Annotated in this window: 20 protein-coding genes; 8 read left to right on the top strand and 12 right to left on the bottom strand. The window is 40.3% G+C overall.

What is annotated here, in order from left to right:
• Window positions 1-5: 5 nt before the first annotated feature.
• Genes H6G86_RS16550 through H6G86_RS16535 form a run of 4 tightly spaced genes read left to right on the top strand, consistent with a single transcriptional unit; the run spans window position 6 to window position 3,897 of the window.
• On the top strand, window positions 6-965 hold the full coding sequence (locus H6G86_RS16550) for a glycosyltransferase family 10 domain-containing protein (protein WP_190935220.1): 960 nt from the start codon (window positions 6-8) through the stop codon (window positions 963-965).
• A 3-nt stretch (window positions 966-968) separates the two neighbouring features.
• Window positions 969-1,949, top strand: coding sequence for an Npun_R2821/Npun_R2822 family protein (locus H6G86_RS16545; protein ID WP_190935219.1), 981 nt, complete (start codon window positions 969-971; stop codon window positions 1,947-1,949).
• Between the two features lie 3 nt (window positions 1,950-1,952).
• Window positions 1,953-2,843 (top strand): Npun_R2821/Npun_R2822 family protein, encoded by an 891-nt coding sequence (locus H6G86_RS16540; protein ID WP_190935218.1) that lies wholly within the window; start codon window positions 1,953-1,955, stop codon window positions 2,841-2,843.
• A gap of 16 nt (window positions 2,844-2,859) precedes the next feature.
• The gene (locus H6G86_RS16535; protein ID WP_190935217.1) at window positions 2,860-3,897 is read left to right on the top strand and encodes an Npun_R2821/Npun_R2822 family protein; all 1,038 of its coding nucleotides are present in this window, start codon (window positions 2,860-2,862) and stop codon (window positions 3,895-3,897) included.
• A 44-nt stretch (window positions 3,898-3,941) separates the two neighbouring features.
• Here H6G86_RS16535 and H6G86_RS16530 read toward each other — a convergent pair whose 3' ends face one another.
• From H6G86_RS16530 to H6G86_RS16515, 4 genes are all read right to left on the bottom strand, one after another.
• The gene (locus H6G86_RS16530; protein ID WP_190935216.1) at window positions 3,942-4,826 is read right to left on the bottom strand and encodes a hypothetical protein; all 885 of its coding nucleotides are present in this window, start codon (window positions 4,824-4,826) and stop codon (window positions 3,942-3,944) included.
• Window positions 4,827-5,184: 358 nt separating this feature from the next.
• Window positions 5,185-5,559: a hypothetical protein gene (locus H6G86_RS16525; protein ID WP_190935215.1), complete on the bottom strand. Its 375-nt coding sequence runs from the start codon at window positions 5,557-5,559 to the stop codon at window positions 5,185-5,187.
• Between the two features lie 26 nt (window positions 5,560-5,585).
• Window positions 5,586-7,310 (bottom strand): ABC1 kinase family protein, encoded by a 1,725-nt coding sequence (locus H6G86_RS16520; protein WP_190935214.1) that lies wholly within the window; start codon window positions 7,308-7,310, stop codon window positions 5,586-5,588.
• Between the two features lie 636 nt (window positions 7,311-7,946).
• Complete coding sequence (locus H6G86_RS16515) at window positions 7,947-10,586, bottom strand: M1 family metallopeptidase (protein WP_190935213.1); 2,640 nt, start codon at window positions 10,584-10,586, stop codon at window positions 7,947-7,949.
• Between the two features lie 553 nt (window positions 10,587-11,139).
• Between H6G86_RS16515 and H6G86_RS16510 the strand changes: the two genes are divergently transcribed.
• A complete protein-coding gene (locus H6G86_RS16510; RefSeq protein WP_190935212.1) occupies window positions 11,140-12,819 on the top strand; it encodes a DUF3352 domain-containing protein in 1,680 nt (559 codons plus the stop codon).
• Between the two features lie 162 nt (window positions 12,820-12,981).
• Here the strand turns inward: H6G86_RS16510 and mscL are convergent, their stop codons facing one another.
• Complete coding sequence (mscL, locus tag H6G86_RS16505; RefSeq protein ID WP_190935211.1) at window positions 12,982-13,413, bottom strand: large conductance mechanosensitive channel protein MscL; 432 nt, start codon at window positions 13,411-13,413, stop codon at window positions 12,982-12,984.
• A 255-nt stretch (window positions 13,414-13,668) separates the two neighbouring features.
• Here mscL and H6G86_RS16500 point away from each other — a divergent pair, with 255 nt between their 5' ends.
• The 3 genes from H6G86_RS16500 to H6G86_RS16490 are packed head-to-tail and all read left to right on the top strand — an operon-like array spanning window position 13,669 to window position 16,140.
• On the top strand, window positions 13,669-14,589 hold the full coding sequence (locus H6G86_RS16500; RefSeq protein WP_190935210.1) for a class I SAM-dependent methyltransferase: 921 nt from the start codon (window positions 13,669-13,671) through the stop codon (window positions 14,587-14,589).
• Complete coding sequence (locus H6G86_RS16495) at window positions 14,582-15,550, top strand: PrsW family intramembrane metalloprotease (protein ID WP_190935209.1); 969 nt, start codon at window positions 14,582-14,584, stop codon at window positions 15,548-15,550. Before H6G86_RS16500 ends, H6G86_RS16495 begins: the two co-directional genes overlap by 8 nt.
• A 32-nt stretch (window positions 15,551-15,582) precedes the next feature.
• The gene (locus H6G86_RS16490) at window positions 15,583-16,140 is read left to right on the top strand and encodes a Uma2 family endonuclease (RefSeq protein ID WP_190935208.1); all 558 of its coding nucleotides are present in this window, start codon (window positions 15,583-15,585) and stop codon (window positions 16,138-16,140) included.
• A gap of 189 nt (window positions 16,141-16,329) precedes the next feature.
• Here the strand turns inward: H6G86_RS16490 and H6G86_RS16485 are convergent, their stop codons facing one another.
• The 7 genes from H6G86_RS16485 to H6G86_RS16455 all read right to left on the bottom strand — a co-directional run bounded on the left by H6G86_RS16485 (window position 16,330) and on the right by H6G86_RS16455 (window position 23,704).
• Window positions 16,330-17,202 carry a 6-carboxytetrahydropterin synthase gene (locus tag H6G86_RS16485; RefSeq protein ID WP_190935207.1) on the bottom strand — a complete coding sequence of 291 codons (873 nt, stop codon included), beginning with the start codon at window positions 17,200-17,202 and terminating at the stop codon, window positions 16,330-16,332.
• Window positions 17,203-17,335: 133 nt separating this feature from the next.
• On the bottom strand, window positions 17,336-18,037 hold the full coding sequence (locus H6G86_RS16480; RefSeq protein ID WP_190935206.1) for a J domain-containing protein: 702 nt from the start codon (window positions 18,035-18,037) through the stop codon (window positions 17,336-17,338).
• A gap of 15 nt (window positions 18,038-18,052) precedes the next feature.
• A complete protein-coding gene (gene cysK, locus H6G86_RS16475) occupies window positions 18,053-19,015 on the bottom strand; it encodes a cysteine synthase A (protein WP_190935205.1) in 963 nt (320 codons plus the stop codon).
• Window positions 19,016-19,123: 108 nt separating this feature from the next.
• Entirely contained in the window at window positions 19,124-20,287 is a 1,164-nt protein-coding gene (gene purT, locus H6G86_RS16470) for a formate-dependent phosphoribosylglycinamide formyltransferase (RefSeq protein ID WP_190935204.1), read from the bottom strand.
• A gap of 65 nt (window positions 20,288-20,352) precedes the next feature.
• On the bottom strand, window positions 20,353-20,835 hold the full coding sequence (locus H6G86_RS16465; RefSeq protein WP_190935203.1) for a pentapeptide repeat-containing protein: 483 nt from the start codon (window positions 20,833-20,835) through the stop codon (window positions 20,353-20,355).
• Window positions 20,836-20,938: 103 nt separating this feature from the next.
• Window positions 20,939-22,708: an ABC transporter permease subunit gene (locus H6G86_RS16460; protein WP_190935202.1), complete on the bottom strand. Its 1,770-nt coding sequence runs from the start codon at window positions 22,706-22,708 to the stop codon at window positions 20,939-20,941.
• Window positions 22,709-22,753: 45 nt separating this feature from the next.
• Entirely contained in the window at window positions 22,754-23,704 is a 951-nt protein-coding gene (locus H6G86_RS16455) for an ABC transporter ATP-binding protein (RefSeq protein WP_190935256.1), read from the bottom strand.
• Between the last annotated feature and the right edge of the window lie 105 nt (window positions 23,705-23,809).

Genomic DNA, 23,809 nt, shown 5'->3' with positions numbered 1-23,809 from the left:
CTAAAATGACTATAAAAACTGTAGGGATGATTAGCAGCTATCGAGGTTTAGAAACTAGAGCCGATTGGCTGTGGCAACAAACCCCGCATCAATTTGGAGTTTGGGGCAATATGCAAATGCAGGCACTAGCAACCAAACCAGATTTTCTACTGATGTATCAATTTGATTTTCCCCAAGCAGCGCCACAAAAATCTTGGTTAGATAGCTTTCGCAAACGGCAGCAAAAATCAGTAGTAAATGTTGATTCTCTATTACGTGGTGTCAACAAAGAGCGGATTATTTATTTGCTAAGAGAACCACCTTTAGACGAAATTGTCGAAATAACTAATCATAATTATCAACAAGCCCAGAAGTATTGCGGCTACATTTCTGGCCCCGATGATTTTGCCCCGACTCCTGACTATATGCCTGCTATTTGGTATCACTCAAATTCATTTCAAGATTTAAATGAAATGCCACCACCTCAAAAGGTTGCCCCATGTAGTTGGATTACTTCGGGAATTAGCCGTACAGCCAAACATCGCCAGCGTTTAGACTTTTTGCAGTCCCTACAATCTAGTGGTGTGAAATTTGATTTATATGGACGTAACTTACCAGAATCGGCTAAAAAATCGGGAGAACTAGGTAACAAATGGTATGGGATGGCACCATATTATTACAATTTGGCAATTGAAAATTATGCTGATAATAATTGGTATGTAAGTGAGAAACTTTGGGATAGTTTACTTGCCTGGTGTCTACCAATTTACTATGGTGGCCCGGCTGCTGATAAATTATTACCACCTGGTAGCTTTTTGCGGTTGCCCAGTTTAGATGAAAAAGGTATTGCTTACATCAAAGAAGTGACAGCTACACCTGATGCTTGGTATGCTGCCAAAGATGCGATCGCAGAAGCACGTCAAATCATTTTACATAAATTAAACTTACTTAACTGGTTATCAAACTTTGTTGATCAACACTCATAAATTATGAATGGTATTTGTACCCTTGGCAATGATTATGTTTTCGATCAACTGGTGGCTTTGCTCAACAGTATTGATGTTATTTTGGGCCCCGAAACTCCTGTTTGTATCTATCCTTTCGACGATCAGACACAACAAATTGCTGATGAAATAGCTAAACGCCCTAATGTATTTCTTTACGATAATCAAGAATCAATCAATCGTTGGGATCAATTTATGCTCTCAGCAGCACCAGAGCGATTGAATCGGAGTAAATCACGGTTGTATGGCGCTCACCGCCGTTTTTGCGCCTTTGATGGGCCATTTGATAAATTTATCTATTTAGATGCAGATACCTTGGTGATGAATTCTCTAGCATCGGTGTTTGAAAAGCTAGATACTTATGATTTTGTTGTCTACGATTTCCAATTTAAAGACGTTAGTAAGATATATAACGTTAATTCGCCAAAATTACTAGAACTTTTCGATCAAAAGCGGATTGATTCTGAAATTTTTTGCTCCGGTTTCTATGGTGCAAAACGAGGAATATTTAACTTAGAACAAAGAGATTTACTAATATCGCATTTACAAAATGGTGAGGCGGAAATTTTGTATGGCGGTGCTGGAGAACAACCACTGATAAACTACATGGTAATGAGGTCTAATCTTTCTATTTATAACTTTGCTCGTCAACTTCCAGATAATGAAAAGACAGGATGTTCTGCCACATCTAAGCACTTCGAGGAACGAGAACACCTTCTTTATGACAAAGGAAATCGGCTAACCTACCTTCATTATATTGGTATTCCTCCTAATATCAATAAAGCAGTCTGTGCTGGGGAAAATATTGAGTTTCCCTATCGAGATTTATTTCTCTATTATCGTTACTTACACGAACCCGAAAAGCGTCCAGTTTTTAACAATCCTCCCAAAAGTTATAATGACGCTCCAGTACCAAATTTACTTACAAGAGCTTTGCGAAAACTTAAGTTAATTAACCAAGGATAATTTATGACTAGGGGCATTTATATAGTTGCCAATGACCGGGTTATCGATAATGCGATCGCTTTACTAAATAGTATTCGTTACTATGATCCAGAAGTAACCATTTATCTCATACCATTTAACGAAAATTATCACAAGGTAGCAGAACAGCTTTCTACCTTACACAAAGTGCAAATTTTCCCCGATTTGGAACTTATTGATAAATTTACCAAACGCATCGGAGAAATTTTTGATCGAGATTTCCTCGCCTTACCAAACAAAATGCGTAAACTGGTGGCGTGGTTTGGCCCTTTAGATAAATTTATTTATATTGATACAGATATTGTCGTTTTTGAAAAAATCGCCGACAATTTAGACAAACTTTCAGAAGTCGATTTCTTCTGTTGTGATTATCATCATGCCAATGACAAACTGCGAAATATCTTTTCCCCATTTGTGAAAGAGCAGCAAATTTTTTCTGATGCTCAACTTCAAGATGTTTTTAATAGTGGCTTTTGGGCTTCGAGAAAAGGAGTTATTACTGAAGAACAAATGGATGAAGCTTTGCGCGAGTGTGCCGCGCATCGTGAATATTTCGATTTTTCTGAAGGAGTTACAGACCAACCAATTTTAAATTATCTTGTTCTCAAACTGATTGCCAAACGAGGAAATCTCGTCAAAATTCCTGGTGGTGGGCCTGGTAGTTGGGCGGGTTCACAAAGTTTCCAACAGCAAGATTATGCCCTCTATGACCGAGGACAACGACTAAAATATCTCCACTGGGCTGGTACACGGATGAAAACTGGTAGTCCCTATTGGCAATTGTGGGAACACTATCGCTATCTCCATGAGGGTAAATTTGCTTTCATCTCTAAACTGACTCGCCGTTTATTTCCTTTTGTCGCTGCCCGCACTTAATATTAGGAGTATCCCAATGATTGATGGTATCTACATCCTAGCCAATGATGTTGTCTTTGACCAACTAGTAGCATTGCTCAATAGTATAGAAGCTAATGCTGGTAGGAAAATTCCTATTTGTATACTTCCATATAATCAGCGCTTAGATAAGGTGAAGGCAGAGATTGCATCTAGAGATAATATCAGCTTATTTGAAGATTCTGATTCCATAGCTTATTGGGATAACTTTGCGACTCAGATATGGAAAAATTATCCTAGAGCGCAAAGAACTTGGCGAGAGTGGGGTTTTTCAGAACTCTATGAGTTACCAATGCACCGCAAATTTTGTGCTGTGGATGGCCCCTTTGATAGATTTATTTATTTTGATGCAGATACCTTGTTAATGGGACCAGTAGATTATGTATATGAAAAATTGGATACATCTGATTGGGTAGTCAATGATTTTCAATATAAGTCTGACTTAAAATTTATTTTTGATGGTTCACCAGAGCTTATGCAGCAAATTTTTAATTCAGAAAACTTGCAAAATAAAGTATTTTGTGCTGGTTGGTTTGCGACCAAGAAAAATATTTTTTCTCCAGCGATAAGAGCCGATTTAATGGGCAAATTAATATCGGGTGAGGCAGATGTTATGGCTTTTTTAGCACCTGACCAATCTTTGTTTAACTACATGGTGTTGAGAAGTGGAATTTCCTATTATAACTTTGCTTTTTATGACTGCGAGCAGGCAACTGGTAATCACTGGAGTTCTAAATTTGATGTGGTAGATAATATCCTCTATGACCAAGGGCGGAGATTGACATACTTACACTATATGAGTGTATCTTCTTCATCTTTTGTGCGGCTTTGTGGGGGTGAAGATGTAGATATTCCTTACCGTGATATTTTCTTATATTATCGCTATTTAAAGTCGCCTGAAAAACGGCCTCAAAGTTTTACCCGCCCAAGCCAGATAACGCTTTTGCAAAAATCTACTAGTAGTTTTATTCAGCAAAGAGTAAACAATTTTAAATTAAAGTATCGTAACTTCAAGGATAGAATTAGTGGTTATTAATAACTCAGCAAAGATATGCCAATTAAATCAGCTTGTTGTTTTTTTCATCGGTGATAAAAATTAAAATCACTCAATGCCGCAAGTCTTAAACGTAAGTACCGATAGTAATAACCAATAAATTTATTTAGCTTATGCAATAGCTTTTGGAAAAGTGAATTTTTGTGGTATTCAATCGCTTCGTGCTGTTGAAAATATATCAGCGTTTCATCTGGATTTGCTTGTCCCTTTTTGATTTTCTGCCGTTCTACCCAATCCTTGAAATAAACAATACCGTCCATAGCATCCCATCGAACTGGTAATCCAGCCTTAGCAGCAGCTAATCCTATTGCATAACCCTCAGCACTATAAAAACCATTTAACTCACAGTAAAGTGCAATAGTTTCCCATTGCTTAATAAATTCGATTTCCCGCCCATCTTGCCTTGTAACTACAAATAACATTTCCATGACAAACTGAATATTAGTATCTTCTAAATCCAGGTCTAGTTTTTGTGCTAGTTTGCTCAGAATGGTCAAATCTCTAACTCTATTTGCCTTGAAATTATCATTTGCTGAATTAATATATTCTTGATTGTGTTTGACAATACTGGTACAACTTCTTGCTGTTATGCCAGGAAGCCATTTTATATCTGGTTGTAACTTATCTAATATTCTGATATCTGCATCGACAAATATACAAGTATTAAACAGTGATATTGCTTTGGCAATTACAAACCTTTTATCATGGTAACAACCAATGCTCTGTTGTTCATGGTGAAATGCTAAAATGTTAGGATATATTTTAAATTCTTCTGGCTTATCTGTTAGGACAATTAAATATATTCCTGGTGAATGTTTTTCGATATCTTGAGCTAATAGGAAAGCATGAGAGCGATATCTTTTACCTAAAGCTAAAGTACAAAAACAAATGTCTGATTTCTCTTGGTTCATAAGATTTTATTGGTGAAATAAATAAAATTTAGCTAAGACTTATATTAAAAATATGTTTAGATACATAAAAATTATGCAAATTGCTTTGATTTAAATCAAACACTATGTTCACATATGTAATGTAGGTACTGACTACTGTAATATTACCTATTTTCATCTAATTGCTGAAATTTTATGTAATTCCTAAAAGATATTAAGACATAATTTAATTGCATCTCTACAAAGTCTTAAAAAAATCTTATTAGAAAATTATAAATGCTCACCGTAGTTGGTGAGCATTTAAGTTTATTCCTATATTATTGACGTATCCTAAATCTAAAGACAGTTCAAACAATCACTTAAACATATTGTAATCAATCTAAGAAAAAGAATCTAAATCTAAAGATTGCATCCCTTCACGTTCTATAAAGGTCATCATACTTCCCAACTGCAACCAAACTAATAAACAAGTAAACAAACTAATTGGTAGACCGACTCCTAAAGCCAACATGGAGGGAAAGCCAAATATCTCTAAGCCTGAAGACAGAAATAGACAAGTCCCACCAGTGATACCGATAAATGGCACAAGTAATTGTTTTAGAGAGGAACGTGGTTGAGTCTTTTCTGCTCGTTCACTGGGCCAATTCTGCACAATTACTTTCAAAGTGCCAGATAATGCCAAACCAGATGTTAACGCTGTCAAAAAGCCAACCAGTAAGAGGAAATAGGGTGGTTGTAGAGGAAAATAGTACATTATTAAAACTCCTGATTTATAAGTTTTTAGTTTTTAATTGCTGACTCGTTTTCAGTAAAAGGCACTAGAAATGTAGCTTTTGGCAGAATAGCCGCCGCGCCTTCTCTAGATAAATTAGTTAAGATGCCGATCGCAGCATTTAATAAACGATCCGGTTTTAAGTCATCTTTAACCAGATTCCACAGGCGTTGGACATCTTCGGTGTGGAGGCGGTCATCTTCGGTGAGAGCTAGCACCAGCTGTCGCCGCAGAAACTTGCCTTCTTCCGATATTAAAAATTGGAAACCCATCTGGGCTGTGGGCAATACATCAAAGTTGTTATCGCTACGAGCGATCGCAATTAAATTCTCTAAACGCTGCCACTGAAATTTACCATCTTTGAATAACACATTCAATAATCGCCGCCGTAACTCAGGCGATTCCCCTGTCAGTAACCGCCGTGCTATGTAGGGATAACCCACTTCCACAATTTTGAAATCTGGGTTGAGGCTCAGGGCAATACCTTCTTGAGTCACCAAGGAACGAATAATCAAAGCAAACTTCGCCGGAACTCGGAAAGGATATTCGTACATCAGTTCCGAGAATTCATCGGTAATCGTTTTGAAGTTAAAATCCTTGACATTTTTGCCAATGGCGTTTCCTAGCACCGCTTCTAATGCTGGCACTATCGGGCAAATATTCGTGTCTGGAGTCAGAAATCCTAATTTTACAAAGTCTTCGGCTAAGTCGGTATAGTCTTTATTCACCAAATGGACTAGCGCATCCACCAGGGTTTCTTTGGTGTTTTCTTCCAACTGATCCATCATACCGAAGTCGATATAAGCCATCCGGCCATCGGTTACAGCAAATAAATTACCGGGATGGGGGTCAGCATGAAAGAAGCCATGTTCTAGGAGCTGTTGCAATCCTGAAGTAACGCCAATTTGGATAATAGCTTCTGGGTCTAAACCTGCTTCGCGGATACTTTTGGTATCCGTCAACTTGAAGCCGTTAATCCATTCCAGGGTTAAAACGTGGGTGTTGGTATAACGCCAGTAAATTCCTGGAACTTTAACTTGTGGGTCGTTGCGGAAGTTGGTAGCAAATTTTTCGGCGTTGCGCCCTTCATTTATATAGTCGATTTCTTCAAATAGCTTCGTGCCAAACTCGTCCACGATTAAAGTGAGGTCGTGACCGAGATTCAGGGGCAACCAAGGAGCTACCCAACTCGCACCCCAGCGCAATAAATAGAGGTCGCGGGTAAGAGTTGGGCGTAAGTTGGGGCGTTGCACCTTCACTGCGACTTCTTCGCCGCTGATTAGACGACCACGGTATACTTGACCCAAGCTAGCTGCTGCGACTGGGTGAGGTGAGAGTTCGCTAAAACATTCATCAATTGGACGATCTAGCTCGGTTTCGATAATTTTGTAAGCGATCGCATTATCGAAAGGTGGTAACTGATCTTGTAACTTGATCAGTTCTTCTAGAAAATCTTTACGTATTAAGTCAGGTCTGGTGGAGAGGGCTTGACCAACTTTAATAAAAGTCGGGCCGAGACGGGTGAGCAGTTCTCGCAACTGGATAGCTCGTTTACCCTTGTTCTGCTCAACTTTGTCTTGCCATTCGTCCCACTTGAGACTGATTATAAATACTGCAAAAGAGGAGATAATTCTCAGCAGTCGCCCCCAGGCTAGCCAAGGACGGTAACTATAATAGCGAGCGATCGCATCTGGATTATAGAGCTTTAGCTGAGTAGGTTGATACTGACCCACGCCTTTATTTGCCTCTTCAACTGAAAAATTTACAATGATTGTTTCTCTACTAAACCCACAAGTTAGTTGTAGGCAAAAGATAGCGGTAGTTTTTTATCTGAAACAACTCGAACCCTGCCTTTCTGGGGTACTGTTCGAGGCAGTTTTAGCCTAAATTACTTCCTAGATTTGTTTATCTTTTTCTTAATTATACTTTATAAAACTACAACTACTTATCCATGTTTTCGGTGATTTTATCTTTTCTTAACCTTATTTTATATAAATATAAATATCTACCTGTATCTGTAAATTTGGGCAGGATATGAAAAATCCGTAACTATGTTTACTTTCAGCTACATATCACAGTAGTAAGTAGATAAACTTAAATTAAGCAGAAAACGCTCAGGAGAAGGATTCACGACTTCTGCGGGAAATCATGAATCTTGATACTATATTTATTTATACTTACTCTATTAAGTGAAAATTGTAATACTCTATGTGTAAAAAATAACTATTTAAGGAAAATCAACTTTTGTAAGAGAGTGTATATTAAGAAGCTTTTTGAATAATAAAAATTAGAGCGTTAAATACAACTTTGGTAATTGGTAGTGGTTTTACCACAATTACCAATTACCAACTTTTAACTATCATTTGCTGCTATTTAGATTTGGCCTCCAAGTTTTCTAAACGGCTTCTCAATTCCTGGTTTTGTTGTTTGAGTTGGTCAAAATCTTCACGCAATTGACGGAGGGTTTTTTCTGAACCGATGTTCTTTTGCACCCTGGAAATTTCTTCTTCAGCATTGCGACGGACACGCCCATCAGCTGTTTGTTCAGCTAGCGATCGCAAAATTCCGACTGCTTTGGGTGTTTCCATTTGTCCCAATGCTGCTGCTACCGCCACTTGCGTTAAAAAGAAAGTTTCTTTGGCTAGTTCTGCTAGTTTTTCTAGAATCCGTTCCAAATTAACCGGACTTTGACCGACAGAAATCTTGCCTAAAGCGCGAATTGTGGCTAAACGTAGAGGCTGTGGTACACCAATTTTGGTGTATTCGAGTAGTAGATTTAAAGCTGCTTCCGAGGTTTTGAATTCAGCTAAACCAGCGATCGCCCCACTCCGCACAACTTCATTCCAACCCGCCTTTTCTTCTAAAATGCCCTTGAGTTGCTTTAGTACCTTATCTTCCTTGGGTTTTTCTTCTAAGTTTGCAGATGCAATTGCCCCAATCACACGAGATGCTGCTGCTTCCACGTAGTAGCTAGGATCGCCCTTTTGCAACAACCCTCTTACAACTTTATAGCTTTCAGCAGTTTTGATTTGAGCAAGTGCTTCCACTACAGAGCGTCGCACGTAAGCATTTTTATCTTTTAATCCCAAAACTAAGCCATCAAAAGCTTGGTCTAAATTAATTTTGGCTAGTTGTTTTGCCACTTCCACCCGCACACCCCACAATGGGTCATTTTTGAGCGCCGCAGATAGGACTTTTATCGCTTCTAACCCGCCTTTTTTCGCTAAAGCTTCTGCTGCATAGATGCGCGAAATTGGGTTGGGGTCAGATTCTAATTGTGCTTTTAACTCTGCTATTGGATACTCTAAAGCTACTGTTTTTAGGTAATTATTCTCAACATCAAAGCTGATATATTGGGGCTTATTTTCTAAGGGAAAATAGAAACTTTGTTCTCGTTCATTTATCCGTACTACAAAAACTTTGAGTTGTGAGTTTGGAGTTGTGAGTTTGGAATTATTTTTAACTCCTAACTCCTCACTTGTTACTTCTTGTTGGGTATAGCCAAAACCAATAGGTATTTTTAAATCAAACAAATCCTTACTGCCATTTTTATCTTCAGCAGCTTGGGTTTGAGTTACCGTAATTTTTGCCAACTTAGCATCCCCATCCCAAGAGTAAGCTACTTTAAAATCGGGATGGCCACCACGATAAACGTATTGGTCAAAGAGAAATAAAAGATTATGTCCAGTAGCCTTTTCAATTGCCCTGAGTAAATCTATCGTTTCTACAGTTTTGTGGGCATTATCTTGAACAAATGTTTGAATAGCCTGCCAAAATAATTCATCTCCCAATTGGGCCCGAATCATGTGATAAACACAAGACCCTTTTTCGTAGATGTGGCGATCGTAAAGTTCAATAGCTTCGCGGTAAACATGTGTTACCATTGGGCGACGGTAGCGGCTGCTATCTTCACTAATGTAACGACGAGCTTCTAAAAACCGATAGTAAGCTGCTTCTTCTAGACTATATTCCTGCTCTGTCCACATCACCTCAGAATAGGAAGCCATTCCTTCCTTAATCCAAGCATGAGACCAATGCTTAATCACCACCAAATCACCAAACCACTGGTGGGCGAGTTCGTGGACGACTAAACTTTCGGTGTTGCGGTTATCTAAAGCGGCGCGTTCATCCAGCAAACATCTATCTGTTAACAAGGTTGTGGAGGTGTTTTCCATCCCGCCAAAGATGAAGTCATCTACACAAACCTGGGCATATTTCGGGAAAGGATATGGATAACCATACTTTTGGCTCAAAAATTCGATCATCCGGGGAGTTTTGCCCATGCTGCGTTTAGCATCTTCTTCCCGCCCCTTTTCTACGTAGTAGGTGACTGGTTTACCCTTCCACTCATCCTGAATTTCGGCAAAGTCACCTACTGCCAAAGTCATCAAGTAAGTAGGATGAACTTGTTGCTGTAACCAATGGTAGATTTTACAATCACCATCTTCTGTGGTGTCAATCAGTTCGCCATTGGAAATCGCTACGAGGGGGTTGGGGACACGAACGCGAATTTCGGAAGTAGACAATTGTCCGGGATAATCAAAGCAGGGGAACCAAAAGCGAGAGTCTTCGTCTTCTCCCTGGGTCCAAACCTGAGTGGGCTTGTTTGGATAGTGCTTATCTGGTTGGATAAAATAAATGCCGCGTTGCGGTTTTTCCACCGAGTAGGCGATCGCAATCAGCAAGCGTTTACCAATCTGAGTCGTCTCAGAAAGTTTGATAGAAAGCTGTTCCCCGTCGTAGTCAAAATTTTGTGGCACATCGTCCACCTGCACAGACTCGATATTCAGGTTGACAGCATCCAAAGTCAAACGGTCAATGCCATTACGGATTGGCAAGAGGCGAATGCTACAAATGCCCTGATAGCTTTTCTTAGGAATATCTAAGCTGAGATCGAGAAAAATATGCTCCACCTGTCCGGGGCGATCGGGATTGTAGTGTGGTCTTGCTCCCGGTAACTCAAAAGGTTTGTGTCCGTTATTATCTGTATCAAAATAAGACTTCGACATTGATCCTTACTGACCTTGTAATCCTGAAAAGTCTGGCTTGGCTAGATGTAATTAAGCAAAATAGCGGTATCTGTATTTCCCAAATCAATAGGGCAGTATGGGGGTTAAGATTCCCATTGGGGATTGGAGGATTGAAATTAATCTCACCCAAATTTCCGAAGATCGATTGTCGATCCTGGGACTTTTTTCCATATCCCTCCCGCATTTCCTTTTACTGATGTTTTGCACTTTTTTGTCATCGAGTCAAGTGTCTCTTGCACCTCGATAGATTCTCATTAAGTACAAATACTCCTAATTGTTCTTATAACTTAGGATAACTTGCTGCTGTTGAGCAGGCTATTTTATTTGAGATGAACAGCATATCATTTGCGGATTCGCTCCTCATTCCCTTGGAGTCTTTTTTAGGGTAATTATTTGAGACTGCTAGCTTATAGGACTACTAATTTTATCAGTAAATACCGATCGATGAGCGGAAATTATTAATAAATCCGAAAACTCTACAGTGACACTTGTATAAATCTCGGTGACAATCTGAGCAAAAGAGGATAATAAAATGCCCGAAAGTAAATCAAAGTTTTTCATTCCTGCCGTTGGTGCTGCTCTTGTTGTAGCAGGAAGTATCGCGGCTTATATGTATTTGAAAGGCCCATCAGGAAGTAGCTCAGACGCTCTCGGCAGCGCTAAATTAGTACCTTCAACAGCATTGATGGCAACTTATATTACTACTGACCCTCAAGCTTGGGCAAAGTTACAGCAATTTGGCACTCCAGAAGCACAAAAGTTAGTGGCAAAAGGTCTGGAAGATTTCAATAAGCAAATGTTCAGTGACGGTAACGTTTCTTATGAAAAAGACATAAAGCCTTGGGTTGGTGGTGTGATGATTGCTGTACTACCACCAAATTCTGTAAAACCTGCACAGTTAAAAGTGCCCTCCGGGACACCTAATGCACCAACAAATTTACAGCAGGAATCAAATATCCTGATAGTAGTGGGAATCAAGGATAAAATCAGTGCCTTGAATTTTGCTAATAAATTGAAGTCACAAAAAGGTGTGAAATCCCAGGAATCTGACTACCAAGGTCAAAAAATTCTTGAAACTATAGAAAATGGCAAACCGACATATAGCGTAGTTTTAAATAATAGTCACTTGATATTAGCCCCCGAAAAGCAAGCTGTAGAAAAAGCAATTGACACCTTTAAGGGACAGTCTTCTTTTGCCAGTAAAGAAGGTGCAAGCAGCATTCTTAGTAAAGGAGTGGATGTTAAAAATAGCCTCGCCCAAATTTATGTACCAGACTATGCAGGCATGGTACAGCAGTTAACTGCCGGAAGTCAGCAGGCAAAACAGTTACCTCCACAAGCCTTGGCGCAACTGAAGCAGATAAAATCTGTGGTAGCGGGTGTTGGTGTTGATGATGCGGGAGTGCGGGTAAAAGCGATCGCTAATTTAGATCCACAGCTGAATAAATTCCAGTATCAATCAAGTCCGGGAAATATAGTCGGGCAATTTCCTACTGATACCTTTGCTCTGATTAGCGGAAATGGCATCAGCCGTGGCTGGGAAACCTTAGTAGAACAGTCAAAAGATTATCCCGAAATGAAGCAAGCCCTGGAGCAAGCGCGAGGGCAAGTGAAAATTGCCAATCTTGACCTGGATAAGGATATTTTTGGTTGGATGAATGGGGAATTTGCCTTTGGTGCTATTCCATCCAATCAAGGAGTGTTAGCGAGTGTTGGTTTTGGGGGTGCTTTAGTATTTGACACTAGCGATCGCAAAACAGCCGAAGCCACCTTGACAAAATTGGATAATTTGGCCAAAGTACAACAAATCAACATCGCCAATAGAAATATCGGTGGTAAAGACGTAACTGAATGGCAAATCCCCAAGCAGGGAGCTTTATTGGCGCATGGATGGCTAGATCAAGATACTGTATTTGTGGCTCTTGGTGGCCCAATTGCTGACGCAATCAGCGATCGCAAGAATCAATCTCTCGATAAGAGCGACGCTTTCAAAGCCGTTACTGGTTCTTTGCAAAAGCCCAACGGCGGCTATTTCTACCTGGATATGGATAAAACTAAAAATGTACCCGTGGTTAATAGTTTAATTTCATCTGATGCCAATACCATCACCATCCTTAATTCCATTCGTGGTCTTGGTTTTACCGCTAATAGCCCTGATAAATCCACCAGTGAATTAGAGATGTTGTTAGCTCTCAAGCCTTCTGCAAAATAGGGGATTGGACAGAAGAGCTAGAGGGGCAGGGGAGCAGGGAGCGGGGAGCAGGTGCATGAAGAAGAGACAACGAAGAGGGGGGGAGACAGGAGAGACTTGTTCAATAATTCCCCCTTGTCCCCCTGTCTCCCTGCTCCCTGCTCCCCTTCCCCCTGCTCCCACTTACAACACTTCATGATTCCGAGATTCCAATGTCTGGCTCAGTCTATCCAACGCCGCAGTCAGCCTTTCCTGAGCTATAACATTAGCGTCTGATGGCGGGGATTCTACGGAAACATCCTCTTGCCTTTTGAATGTTTGTAAGGTGCGAATTGCTACAAATAACATCAAGGCAATGATTAAAAAGTCAATGATTGCGCCAAGAAATTGACCGATCGCAATTCCTGGGCCTATGGTGATAGTTCTCCATTCTTTGCCAGTCACGCCAATCAAAGGGTTAATCAATGGCATAATCACATCCTCAACAAAGGAGGTGATAACCCGGCTGAAGGCAGTACCGATGATGACTGCGATCGCTAAGTCAATTACATTGCCTTTGAAAGCAAATTCTTGAAAATCCCTTAAAAAGCCACTTGCTCTTCTTGCTCTTGCCATACTTGAGACTCAATAAGTTAGTTGTAGTCTTTTTTTATATGGCGCTCAACTTTTTTCCCTCTCTGTTGAGATAGATTTTGTCAATCTTCAATGAAGTGTATAAATTAGAGAACAGTGTGATTCTCTGGAAAAACAAATCACACCAAAATTTTCCATATCAAAATTCCATGACATCATTATATAATTCAATTCATTTCTAGACTGCCGTCCAGCAATTATGTCATAAGTAAAAAAGCTGTGAACGCAAATTAATTTATGACTGCTACTGTAAAAACGACTCCTGGCTTCGCTTCCCGCTTGGTAAATGGCGTACTGGCAATCAAGCCTTTAGCCAACCTAGCCAAACATCAAGCCCGTCAAATGATGATTAAACGTGCCGAGAGAATTGGTGTGCCTTGGACACAAGAAGTCGAAACACTACAAGCGCATGATTGGAAGGCTGATCTAGCTCAAGTACAAAATCCTGAGCTTTCCTACCCAGAATACTATTTGCGGTCATTCCATGCCTACGAAGGTGGAAACCTCAGTTGGAAAGCTGCTTGCGAGTTAGAAGTTGCTGCTCGTACTGTCCATGCTGGAATTTGGCAGGATGCTGGAGCAGAAGGAGATGCTAGACTGCGCCAAAGTTACCACGATATCCTCAAAGCGCAAATCCCCAATCAACCCCAAGAAATTCTAGATTTGGCCTGTGGTGTGGGTTTGAGTACATTTACCATGCAAGAAATTTATCCCCATGCCAAAATTACAGGCTTGGATTTATCTCCCTACTTCTTAGCTATTGCCAATTACCGCGCCCAACAACGCCAAGCTAAAATTAACTGGCTTCATGCCCAAGCAGAATCTACTGGGCTACCAGATGCCTCATTTGATTTAGTCTCAATTTTCTTGATGTGTCACGAATTACCCCAGTCAGCAACCCGACAGATTTTAGCTGAAATGCGGCGCGTGCTGCGTCCAGGTGGCTACTTGGCAATCATGGATATGAATCCCAAGTCTGAAGTTTACCAGAAAATGCCAGCCTATATTTTGACGTTGCTCAAAAGTACTGAACCGTATTTAGATGAATATTTTGCTTTGGATATTGAGCAAGCTTTTGTTGAGGCAGGTTTCCAAACTCCCACTATTACCAACAATACCCACCGTCACCGCACAGTAATTGCTCAGGTGAGTGGTTGATTTTTCTCTACTGCTGTGGTCAGCAATACCACCCTTGCTGCTGCTAGGCTACTACTACTATCGAGTACCATTTGCCCCACCTCTGTTAAAGTTACTGATGTTCTTTGGCATCGGGGCAATATCTGGTCTTTTAGCCCTTAGACTTGAATGGAATTTTGAAACTGTAGCCAATTGGGTTGTAGACTGGGAACGGATTAAGCGATCGCTTCCTGGTGCAATCTTGCGGCAGCTTGTGGAAGTAGGTTCAATTGAAGAAGGCTGCAAGTTAGCAGGGGTTGTTGTGCCAACCTACTATTTGCAACGCACGTATCGATTACTTCCCTCAACTGTTTTCCTCTTCACCATAGCCGTTGCCCTTGGATTTACCGCCGAAGAGAACTGGATTTATCTTTTTCACAATACAGGATCAATTCTTGGGCGTACTATTAGCACGCCAGTCCACGCCATGTTCTCTGCACCTTGGGGATATGCCTTGGCAATGTATATTTCGTCTAAGAATCGGTTACATCAAGACAGGAAGTTCATTCTTTGGGCTTGGCTGAATTCTGTAATCTGTCATGCCCTAGTTAATATTCTATCTAGTGCTTGCAGTTACTCACGAGCGCTATGTTTCCTTAATTATGGTTTATTTCCGTTTTTATTGTGGATGTTTTGGCGACTAGAACAATTACTGCGAAAAGTTCAAGGTAAACCTGTAATTACCCTGATTTCAGAACGTACACCCCAACGCCATTACTGGCAGAGGGGTTTAGTGCTTTTTGCCCTCGTGCTGGGTGGAAATGCTATTTTTGGGCTGTTTCTCTTAGCCAATAAAATTATTCCTTTGAGTCCGTCCAAGCTTTTTGACAGTTATATTTTGTGGTTTATATTTAGTCGCTTTTTGCTAAATCTCTTTTTTGGAGTTTTAGCTTGGGGCATTTATCGCTATTTGCGACATTCCGCCCGCCGTCGGTATTTTTAAAATATGATTTAAGAAAATGCTAGGGGGTTTCTATGCAAACAACTCCAGTGCGTTGGACGACAGATGACCTAGAGTTATTCGCTGGCGATCGCAGAAATCGTTATGAGATTATTGATGGAGAACTATTTGTGACTAAATCACCTAGTTGGGATCATCAATCAAGTTGTGGCAATATTGTTACAGTTCTTAACAATTGGTCAGATGAAACTGGTCTAGGTAAAGCTGCGATCGCACCTGGAATCATTTTCTCAGATTCTGACAATGTGATCCCTGATGTGGTATGGGCAAGTCATGAACGGTTAAAATACTTACTAGATGAAGCTGGACACCTCACGGGCGCACCAGAGTTAGTAATAGAAGTTTTATCTCCCGGTGAAAAAAACGAGAAACGTGACAGGGAAACAAAGCTAAAACTGTACTCAGTACAAGGGGTTCAAGAATATTGGATTTGCGATTCTATACAGAGGAAAGTTGAAGTTTATCGACGTGAACAGGCTGCATTAAAGTTAGTAGCTACTCTATTTAGTCAAGATGAACTGACAAGTCCTTTGCTACCTGGTTTCACCTGCTTAGTCAATAAACTTTTCTAGGCTTGGATTTTTTTCGATTATCCTCTTTACTCTGTGTTCTCTGTGCCTCTGCGGTTAAATAAATAACTTTTAAACCGCAGAGAAACGAAGAGAATCAAATAAATTTTAAGAATCACTTTGAAAGGGCAATTTTTAATAATTACGAATTACGAATTATTAGAAATGTCCTATGCCTAAATTTACAATTAGCTAAACCCGTGCTAATACTGGCTGATTCACATCTGCGCTGACTGAATCTGATTCTGACTCCGTGCAGTAGATTTCGCAGGAGTTATTAGGACTTTCAATCAGTTTCACTTTGTGAAGTTTAGCTCCCAATTCTTGAATGGGCGATCGCAATAAATTACTAATGTAAAGTGCGATATTCTCAGCAGTGGGCACAATTTCGGCAAAGTAGGGGATGTCTTTATTTAAAAAAGTGTGATCGAATGGTTCAACCACATAATCTTCTATGACTTGATTCAAACCCCCTAAATCGACAATCATGCCGGTGCGTGGGTCAATTTCCCCTTTGACGGTGACTTCTAGATGATAGTTGTGTCCATGACCGTGGGGACGGGCACACTTACCATAAATCTCAGTGTTTTCTTCGTTACTGAGATGAGGATGAGCTAGCCGATGGGCGGCGCTAAAGTGAGTGCTGATAGTGAGGTATGCTTCCATTGCGTTTCCTATATAATCTGCCCAAAGTTCAGGATGTTCAAATAACTGCACACGCACTAAAGGCAAATGCGGTGCTAACCTCTGCCAGATAATCCGGGCAATATTCTCAGTGGTGGGCAGAGTTTGTTGAAATTCTGTCCACGCATCGTTGATATAAGAGAAATCCAGTTGACTGGTAACTTCTCGTTTGATTACGTGTTTGACATCAGACAAGTTCAGCACCATGCCATACTCATCCAATTCCCCGGCAAGGGAGATAAATAAGACATAGTTATGTCCGTGTCCAGGAAATTTAGAGCAAGCACCAAATTTTTCAATATTCTCGGCTTCACTCAGTTCTGGCAACCAATAGCGATGACTTGCCGAAAACTGGTCGCGGCGATTCACAATACATTGCATGAGTACACTATGAGCAGAATTTAAAATTTCTTAATCTTTTTCTGTTTCCAGCATAAACTAATTTGTTTGTCAGTTGTTATTAGTCATTTGTTATTTGACCAATTACCAATGACAAATGACCAATGACAAATAACTACATAACAGACGCTTGCGCTTCACAGTGTAATCTCGTAGCTATGCGGAATAGTTCTTGGCCTGTGTGTAAATAACGCTCATCGTAGCTCAAAGGAAAATAAGCCAACTCTTCAAGTCCATCTGCTAATTGATTGAGGCTGTAATAGAGGTTAGCCGCAGTTCCTGCTAAACTAGGAGGATTGGGCAGAGATCGAAAAGTAATTTGTGCCTGTTTGAGGTCATTTCGACAGGTTTGTAAGTATTCCTGAAATTCATCTAACAACTCATCATCAAAAGGATCGGCAGCTAATTGCTCTATTTGCTCCTCTAGAGAATAGAGAATACCATCAAGTAGATGATTAACTGGTTGATAAACTCGACGCAGCCATTCTTCAACTTGCTCGTCAGCTTGCCGTCCGGTTTTTCGTTTTGTCTGGTAATGCTTTTGCGCCGATGCTGTACGCTGTTGGCGATCGCTATTTAATTTTTGAGAATCATTTTGCAGTTGTTGGTCGTAATTGCGGCGATTATGGTTGTCACCTAAGATTTCATAAGCTGCATTGATGAGAATAATCTGATCGCGATCGGCTGTGTCCTGATTAGTGTCAGGATGAAATAACTTAACCAAGCGGCGATAAGCTTGCTTAATCTCCGCAAGGCTTGCACTTGGACTAACTTTGAGAGTTTCGTAATGGTTAGAAACGTGCTTAGAATTGACCATTAATTCAATGTATCGTTAGCTGATGCTAGCGGCTAACCTTGCCTCCAGGTCTTGGAACAACGGTGTACTCAAATACCTCTCACCAAAGCTGGGCTGAATCATCACAATTAAACGCCCTTTGTTTTCTTCACGTTGAGCGACGCGAATTGCTGCACATAAAGCGGCTCCACTGGAAATGCCAGATAGTAGCCCTTCTTCTTTCGCCAAACGCCGACTATAAGCGATCGCTTCGTCATCGGTGATGGTAATCACTTCATCTATCAATTTTATCTTGAGAACTTGGGGAATAAACCCAGCGCCAATTCCTTGGATTTTGTGTGGCCCTGGCTGTCCCCCAGATAAAACTGGGCTATTGGCTGGTTCAACTGCGATCGCTTTCGAACTAGGTTTGCGTGCTTTAATCACTTCTGCTACCCCAGTGATCGTACCACCAGTGCCCACACCTGCCACAACTATATCTACTTGTCCATCAGTATCTTCCCAAATTTCAAGAGCTGTAGTTTCCCGATGTACTTTTGCATTAGCTGGATTGCGGAACTGCTGCAACATATAGGTATTTGGCGTACTATTAACTATTTGCTGCGCTCGTCTAATTGCCCCACTCATGCCTTCCATACCTGGCGTTAGTTCCAGTTCTGCTCCATAAGCCCGCAACATTGCCCGACGCTCACCACTCATGGTCTCTGGCATTGTCAAAATTAATCGATAACCCTTAGCTGCTGCTGTCATTGCTAGGGCAATTCCTGTATTTCCAGAGGTGGGTTCTACTAATATTGTCTTCTCAGGAGTAATCAGTCCCTCCTCTTCGGCGGCGTTAATCATACTCACCCCAATCCGGTCTTTGACTGATGCCGATGGGTTGAGACTTTCCAGTTTCACCAAAATTTCCGCAACACATCCTTCTGTTTGAGGAATGCGGTTCAACTGCACTAGGGGTGTACGACCAACAAGTTCTGTAATGTTACGAGCAATTCGCATAATTATAGTCCTTAGTCATTTGTCATTCGTCATTTTTTATTGCATCGGAACTAGCTTCGGAAGCAGAGCATCACCTTACCTTTGATTTAGGCACTCATCAGCTTTTGATTAAATAATTGTGATTTTACTTGCAGCTTTAGTAGCTTTTTCTCTAGCCTCTTCGATATTCAGACCCTTGGCTAAAGCTACTCCCATTCGTCGATATGGATGAGCATTCGGTTTACCAAATAATCTAATATCGACATCTTTTTCTGACAAAGCATCGGCTACGCCTGTAAAACCAATAGAATCAGATTTTTCTGAAGCTAAAATTACCGCACTAGCTGAGGCTCCTAGCTGTTCTATATGAGGAATTGGCAAGCCTAAAATTGCTCTTAGATGTAGTTCAAATTCATTGAGATTTTGTGAGATTAATGTCACCATTCCCGTATCGTGCGGTCTGGGAGAAAGTTCGGAAAAAATCACTTCATCTTTAGTAATGAAAAATTCAACGCCAAAAATTCCGGCTCCTCCTAAAGCATCAGTAACTTTTCGTGCTATTTCTTGAGATTTTAATATCTTATCTTCAGAAATTAGTGCGGGTTGCCACGATTCTTGATAATCTCCTCGTTCTTGACGATGACCAATAGGAGGACAGAAAATAGTCGATGCATTCCACTGTTTAATTGTTAATAATGTTATCTCAATTTCAAAATTAATAAATTCTTCTACGATTACCTTTTGACTGTCTCCTCTAGAATTTGCGATCGCATAATTCCAAGCTTTCTCAACTTCACTCTTATCCTGCACTACCGACTGGCCTTTACCAGAGGATGACATCACAGGTTTAACAACATTACTAAACCCAATTTCATCAGAAACTGTAATCAATTCTTCTAGGGTTGTTGCATAACCATATTTAGCCGTTCTGATGCCCAATTGTTGATGCGCCAGTTCCCTAATTCTATCGCGGTTCATTGTATAGTTAGTGGCAGCCGCAGTTGGTATAACTGTAATCCCTCGCTGCTCAAATTCGATCAGTTTTTCTGTTCTAATAGCTTCAATTTCTGGTATAATAATATTTGGCTGATATTTTGTCACTACAGCTTCTAAATCATCAGCACTGAGCATAGAAATCACTTCAGATGCATCAGCAACTTGCATGGCGGGAGCATTGGCATAGCGGTCAACGGCAATCACATAATTACCAAGACGTTGAGCCGCGATCGCAAATTCCTTCCCTAGTTCTCCTGAACCTAGCAGCATCAATTTTTGGGGCAACTTAATATTCATCGACTTATCCAGACCAATCTCGATCCAATAATCTTATAATTTTTTGTGTTTCAATTAACGTCTTTTCAAGAGTTAAATCTAGCCCCGCGCAGTTGTAAATCTTGACGTTGTAGCAGAGTTAAACCAGTACCTAGACCCAGGTGACACTTATCTACTAGAGTCTCTAACCAAATAGTCTCATCCAAAGTTGCACCTCGCAAATCTGCATTTCTCAAATCGGCTTTCATTAAATTTGCAAATAACAGGTCTGCATTGACTAAACTACTACCTTGTAGATTTGCTCCAGACAAATTTCCTCGGATGAAGTTTACATCATCTAAAATTAAGCCAGATAAATCTGCTCCTATTAGATTTGGAAATTTTAGCTGACTTGGATATTTAAAAAACCGCATCATACAGATGATATTTGCTTCATTTAGGCGGATTTTAGTTAAAAACTCATAACGACCAATTCCCAGTTGCTTAAGAATTTGTAGACGCTGTAGGGGACTTTGTTCTAAAAACTGGATGGCTGTATGGCGTAGGTCTTGAGTTGGCAGATTTAGCATGATTGTCAGGTTATTACGATACTTGTGCTAATTAAAAGTTTAACCTTAATACAAGAACCCCGACTTCTCACAGAAATCGGGGTTATCATGTATAAAGTTTTACCTAGCGTCCGGCTAACAATGCTTTCGTAGCAGATTCACCCGCTAATCTTACCTGCTTTGTCAACTGGAAATTTAACAATGCTAAAACACTCAACTGAGCCAGGAATGCCATAAAAATTGTTGTCACCCCAGAATATTGGATCGCTGACCAAGGAAAGGTTGAAAACAGCCATACAGTAGGATGTTTCCACGAGGAGATGCCAAGAAATTCTAGAATCATCGGTGGTAAGAACGTTACCGTACCTATAGTACCTATTGCCCAGAAAGAACGTTTGGGAGTTTTCAGCAAAAGTATTAATTGGGCAATGGTAGCGTAAATCATGATTATGCTGATAGACAAAGCTACAGATGAAAGTACTTTTAAGCTGTTAAAATCGTTACCTGCCCCATTATGGCTATAGTCCGTATCAAAAACAGATGTAATTGAAATCCAGACTAGCAAAGGGATAGTAACAATTGCCAGATTAATAGCGATCGCTACAAGTGCAGGGCTTTTTTCTGCCCAAATTAGATCCCGCCAAACACTCTTGCGGCTAGAAGCTTCTTGATGTCGATATCTTGCCCAATCTTGTACATCTTGACGATGAGGGGAAAGAATGGCAATCAAACTCAAAAGTAAGCCCAAGTTGTATGTTGCCAAAAAAACTAAATTTTGCCCAACCTGTTCATCAAAGTCGGAATTAGTGTTCCAAGATTGTAAGGTAAAGCCCCACATCATTATTTGGCAAAAAGCTACTAATACATAACTTTGTCCCTTGTTAATAATTGAGGCTTGAGGGTTACGGAAAGAACGTTTCAGAGCTTGTAATATTCCGTAACTGCACAATCCCAAATTTAATAAATGAAAACCAACAATACTAACAACATTAGTACCTAATGGTAAATAGAAAAACTCTAGGTTTTTCAGTTGAGAACTATTGTATACACGTAACAAGTTAGGAAACAGATAATTTATTGTATCCCAAGGAGCGAAAAGCCTGATCCAAGCAGTTGAGTTATTTAAAATGTTGCTAGAAGACGATGATGCAAACCCCATGACTGTGAACAAGAAAAGCAATATTGCACCGCTACCTAACCAAGGCTGAAAACCGCTAAACAAGCGACTAATTAAACCAAATAGCAATGCGGCACTGTAGAAGAAAATACAGCTAGCAGCAAGAATTGCGTAGTAACTCAAAATGTAACTAAAGGCAATTTTGGCAGAACGTCCAGCCAACAGATGTAAAGGAACTGCAACTAAGATGACGAGATAAACTAAACTCGGAACTCCTAGTAATTTACCAGTTAATATACTAGTTTCAGATTGAGGGCTAAGACGGATGAAATTCAATGTACCGCGACTTTCTTCTTTGGCTAAATCGTTGATTAATAAATAAGTTCCTGCAACTAATAGTGTAAATATAAAAATTACACTCAAAGTCAGGAATATATATTCCCAATGATCTCGCCACCACAACTGCCAATCAATTTGATTTTGGGGACAAATATTCTTTGCGATTAAATCTTTTAATTCAGTAATTTGATATTGATCTGATTGCTGGTAAATCTGATTTTGTTGCCGTTGATATATTTGTCTTAAACGACAATATGTGTTTGTTAGTGAGTATTGATCGTCAGGAAACTCACGTAATTGATATAAAAACACTACCAGTTGCAGCAGTAACGATGTTGCAACTGCGATCGCAACATTAAAAAATTTCAGCCTTCCTTTGAGTTCCCGCAATAGTTGCGGATTCCAATCGCCGATTTTGTCTATAAAATTGGGCATCATAAGAAAAAATTCTCCAAAAATGGGGAGTTATATTTGTTGGCAAATTTAAGATGCTTGTTTGTGACCTAATTTTAAGAAAATAGTTTCTAAGTCTTCTTGGGTACAGTGAAAATCAGTCAGAGGAATGCCTGCTTTAATGAGCGATCGCAACAACTCGGCACTATCCTCTTCTTTACCCGAAAAATTCACCCGCACGCTATTTTTTCCTGATATCACCTCCCACTCTTCTACTAAATGATGATGTTTCAATTCCCTTAAAAGTGCCTCTAGGTTTCCCAGAGTTGATATCACAATTTGCTGGTGGGAAAGACGTTGATAAAGTTGCTGTAGGGAAGTACTTTCTACCAAGAAGCCAAGTTCCATAATTCCCACAGATGTACACAGTTCCGCTAAATCACTGAGAACATGGGAAGAAATAATTACAGTCATCCCAGCTTCTTGCAAAGCCTTGATGATTTCGCGGAAGTGCATCCTGGCGATGGGGTCAAGCCCAGAAACAGGCTCATCTAGTAGTAGTAAAATCGGTTCGTGGATAATGGTTCGCGCTAAACTTAAGCGCTGTTTCATCCCCCGCGACAGGGTAGAAATCTGGCTGTGGCGTTTATTTCCAAGTTGGATAAGTTCTAAAACTTCATGTAGACGTTGAGTGCGGCGTGGTTCTCGTAAACGGTAGAGACGCGCAAAATAATCTAGGTAATCCCAGACTGTCAAATCTTCATATAGTGGGTAGTCATCGGGTAAGTAGCCTAGACGACGCTTCAGTTTGGGATTACTCTTGTCACGGAGTAGGCGATCGCCATTAATATAAATCTCACCCGTAGTTGGTTCTTCAGCAGTTGCCAACATTCGGATGAGAGTTGTTTTACCCGCGCCATTGGGCCCAATCAGTCCATATACCTCCCCCGTCTGGATTTCTAAATCCACATCATTAACAGCAACGTGCCTGTCAAATTGCTTAGTTAGTCCACGGGTGCAAATTGCTAATTCTTTTACCATCGCTGCTGGGGTGCGGCTTGTGATTAACACTTAACGTAACCTCTTTCTACAACTTATGTCAGCCTTGTTTCGGAAATTGAAACTGGCTTTATATAAAGCTGTTTT

This window comes from Nostoc sp. FACHB-133, assembly GCF_014698055.1.
In the GTDB taxonomy this organism is placed as follows: domain Bacteria; phylum Cyanobacteriota; class Cyanobacteriia; order Cyanobacteriales; family Nostocaceae; genus Nostoc.
This window is presented reverse-complemented; position numbering and strand designations above follow the sequence as displayed.

Coding starts and splice junctions, on each gene's coding strand:
- H6G86_RS16550 (WP_190935220.1), top strand. CDS start 6: ATGACTATAAAAACTGTAGGGATGATTAGCAGCTATCGAGGTTTAGAA.
- H6G86_RS16545 (WP_190935219.1), top strand. CDS start 969: ATGAATGGTATTTGTACCCTTGGCAATGATTATGTTTTCGATCAACTG.
- H6G86_RS16540 (WP_190935218.1), top strand. CDS start 1,953: ATGACTAGGGGCATTTATATAGTTGCCAATGACCGGGTTATCGATAAT.
- H6G86_RS16535 (WP_190935217.1), top strand. CDS start 2,860: ATGATTGATGGTATCTACATCCTAGCCAATGATGTTGTCTTTGACCAA.
- H6G86_RS16530 (WP_190935216.1), bottom strand. CDS start 4,826: ATGAACCAAGAGAAATCAGACATTTGTTTTTGTACTTTAGCTTTAGGT.
- H6G86_RS16525 (WP_190935215.1), bottom strand. CDS start 5,559: ATGTACTATTTTCCTCTACAACCACCCTATTTCCTCTTACTGGTTGGC.
- H6G86_RS16515 (WP_190935213.1), bottom strand. CDS start 10,586: ATGTCGAAGTCTTATTTTGATACAGATAATAACGGACACAAACCTTTT.
- H6G86_RS16510 (WP_190935212.1), top strand. CDS start 11,140: ATGCCCGAAAGTAAATCAAAGTTTTTCATTCCTGCCGTTGGTGCTGCT.
- mscL (WP_190935211.1), bottom strand. CDS start 13,413: ATGGCAAGAGCAAGAAGAGCAAGTGGCTTTTTAAGGGATTTTCAAGAA.
- H6G86_RS16500 (WP_190935210.1), top strand. CDS start 13,669: ATGACTGCTACTGTAAAAACGACTCCTGGCTTCGCTTCCCGCTTGGTA.
- H6G86_RS16490 (WP_190935208.1), top strand. CDS start 15,583: ATGCAAACAACTCCAGTGCGTTGGACGACAGATGACCTAGAGTTATTC.
- H6G86_RS16485 (WP_190935207.1), bottom strand. CDS start 17,202: ATGCAATGTATTGTGAATCGCCGCGACCAGTTTTCGGCAAGTCATCGC.
- H6G86_RS16480 (WP_190935206.1), bottom strand. CDS start 18,037: ATGGTCAATTCTAAGCACGTTTCTAACCATTACGAAACTCTCAAAGTT.
- cysK (WP_190935205.1), bottom strand. CDS start 19,015: ATGCGAATTGCTCGTAACATTACAGAACTTGTTGGTCGTACACCCCTA.
- purT (WP_190935204.1), bottom strand. CDS start 20,287: ATGAATATTAAGTTGCCCCAAAAATTGATGCTGCTAGGTTCAGGAGAA.
- H6G86_RS16465 (WP_190935203.1), bottom strand. CDS start 20,835: ATGCTAAATCTGCCAACTCAAGACCTACGCCATACAGCCATCCAGTTT.
- H6G86_RS16460 (WP_190935202.1), bottom strand. CDS start 22,708: ATGATGCCCAATTTTATAGACAAAATCGGCGATTGGAATCCGCAACTA.
- H6G86_RS16455 (WP_190935256.1), bottom strand. CDS start 23,704: ATGGTAAAAGAATTAGCAATTTGCACCCGTGGACTAACTAAGCAATTT.